Genomic DNA, 2,544 nt, shown 5'->3' on the forward strand with positions numbered 1-2,544 from the left:
ATTAAGCGATTTGGCACGCCATTGGGACTACGAATGTGAAATGGTCGTGGCAGAAAAAAGCCCGGCCCATGAGGTAACGTTTGAGGGCACGCTTCGGGCCGTGACGTTGCCGTATGGGATCGATCTTTGTCTTAACGACATCACTACCCGTGAGGAAGATTATCGCAGCGCCACGCTCAAACAGTGTCTGACCATTCTGTTGACCCTGGACGGGGATACGCCAAATTATTATCTGGATGACGGCAGCATGTTGGTAATGGAGCTTGGCGTGGCCAAAGTGATTGCCGCGCGCAGCCCGCTCCGCCTCTGGTGCCGCAATCCGCGTGGTCATCATAGCCGGAGTCTGGTTATTCAGGCGGCACCACGGCGTATTGTCGATAGCGAATTGGCTCAGCAGATTGAACGCTTGCTACAGCATGAAGGTATTTACAGTTTTATGGTCCCGCATCACACCCTGACGCTGGCCGAAAGCCTGTTTACCCTGTGCGACAGCTGTGTGCCTGGACGTTTACATATTCATAGCTGCGTGTTGGATCTGTTGGCGCAGGGGTTGCACGCCGCAGAACAGACACCGTCCTTGATGCCCTATGCCGCACCCTGTCGGGATACGGTGCGCATTCTCAAAGTCCGCGACAAGCTGCTCGCGCAGTTGGATAACAATCACTGCCTGTGCGATTTAGCGCGTGAAGCCGGGATCAGCATCAGTGCGCTTAAAAGTAAATTCAATGCGGTGATGGGGCAATCGGTGTTTTCTTTCTTGCGTGAGCAGCGGCTGATGCGTGCCCGAAAAGGGCTGGAATCGGAAGGATGGACGGTGAAGCAGGCCGCCTATTATGTCGGTTATCAGCATCCCAGCAATTTCTCTACCGCCTACCGTCGCAAGTTTGGTCGTTGCCCTCGTGATGCGTTAAATGCCTGATGCTGGCTCCAGTCACAGCTGTTTTGGCTTTTCTCATAGTTAAGTTCGCTGTGGCGGCATCGGACCTCCTCATACACTCTTCGCACCGAAAGTAATTATCATTTCGTTTTTTTTGCTGCGCTGAGGATAGACATGCTGAACAATACGTACCTTTGTCACAAGCGGGTAAAATTTGCGCTGTGCGCAAGCGTTGGTTCCCTGATGTGTGGGGCAGTGGCCGCGATGCCGATCGATGCCGAGCAAACCCCTACGGCGTCGGAAGATGACAGCGTCGTTTGGGTTACTGCGCGCAAGATCAAAGAAGATCCCCAGCGCGTACCGCTCAGTTTGCGCGTGTTCGACAAACAAATGCTCGAAGACCGCCGTATCGATGATATTGCCCGGCTGATACGCGATGTGCCGAACACGGGCATGAGCGCACTGGGCGATGGGCGTTCCACGCACCTCTCCATGCGGGGCGTCGGTACGTTGGCGCAGCCGCTCGGGCACGATGATACCTCGGTAGTGACCTATATTGATGGCGTACCGCAGCCACTGTTTGGCTCTGACTTGCGTTTTCTCGACGTTGAGCGCATTGAAGTGCTGCGCGGACCGCAGGGCACCGTGTTTGGGCGCAATGCCCAGGCTGGAGCCATCAATATCATTACGCGTCAACCAGGCGATGACGCACAGCACACGCTGCGTGCGGAAGGCGCGCTGGATCGACGTTCCCAGAATCTCGGGCAGTTGACATTTTCCGGCCCGCTGCGTGACGACACGCTGAAAGGCAGTTTTTCTGCCGCCTATGCCGATCAGGGCGGTGACGTGCGCAATCAGGTCGGAGGATGGATGGGGCGAGAGCAGAACGGTGCAATGCGCACCACGCTGCTGGCAACGCCCGATGACATCACCCAACTGGTGCTGGCATTCAGCTATGGGCGCGATCGTCTGACCCCCTCCAATTTTGTGCTGCAAGGTACGCCGAACTTTCCCGCAGTGGCGCTGGATCCCAAAGGCTGGGCACATCGGGACACCGGTGCGCTGTCGCTGCCCGCCACTCGCGCGCTGAGCGCTCTGCAAGTGAGTTCGATTACCGCACTGAATCGCTATGATTTTGACAACCTGACCAACAATTCCGAAGCACTCACCTACGGAACCTGGTTTAACCAGCCCAGCGCAGCATTTCTACCTGCACTTGACTGGAGTACCTACGACGAAAAACAGCGTAGCTTCTATCAGGAACTGCGGCTGAGCAGCCTGGATAAGGCGCGGGTGGGGTGGGTCGGTGGCATTAACTACCTGCACGACGACTACCGTCTGATGAGCGATTACACCACGACCTCGATGTTGGCACCGAGCGGCGACAGTTCAATGATCAACGGGGTGCGCCATAACGATTATCAAACGGACAGCTACGCGCTGTTTGGCGAACTGACCTCTGCGCTGACGCAGAGTGAAAAATTGAAGGGCACGCTGGGGTTACGTTACACCCACGACAGCAAGGGCTATCACGCTCAGTTTCAAAACAATGGTCACCTCGGTAACGTTGCCGCCTTCGATCAGCAAGGAAGATTGCAATATGACATGGTGACCGGACGCGCCGCGCTACACTATCAGCTGACTCGTGATGCCATGCTGTATACCAG

General features: G+C 56.0%; 2 protein-coding genes. Both read left to right on the forward strand.

What is annotated here, in order from left to right; genetic code table 11:
* A partial coding sequence (locus J5224_RS24850) for an AraC family transcriptional regulator (RefSeq protein ID WP_319802482.1) occupies positions 1-919 on the forward strand: 919 nt, incomplete at its 5' end.
* 132 nt (positions 920-1,051) lie between these two features.
* A partial coding sequence (locus tag J5224_RS24855) for a TonB-dependent receptor (RefSeq protein ID WP_264627888.1) occupies positions 1,052-2,544 on the forward strand: 1,493 nt, incomplete at its 3' end.

The sequence above is a fragment of the Candidatus Symbiopectobacterium sp. NZEC135 genome (assembly GCF_025962695.1).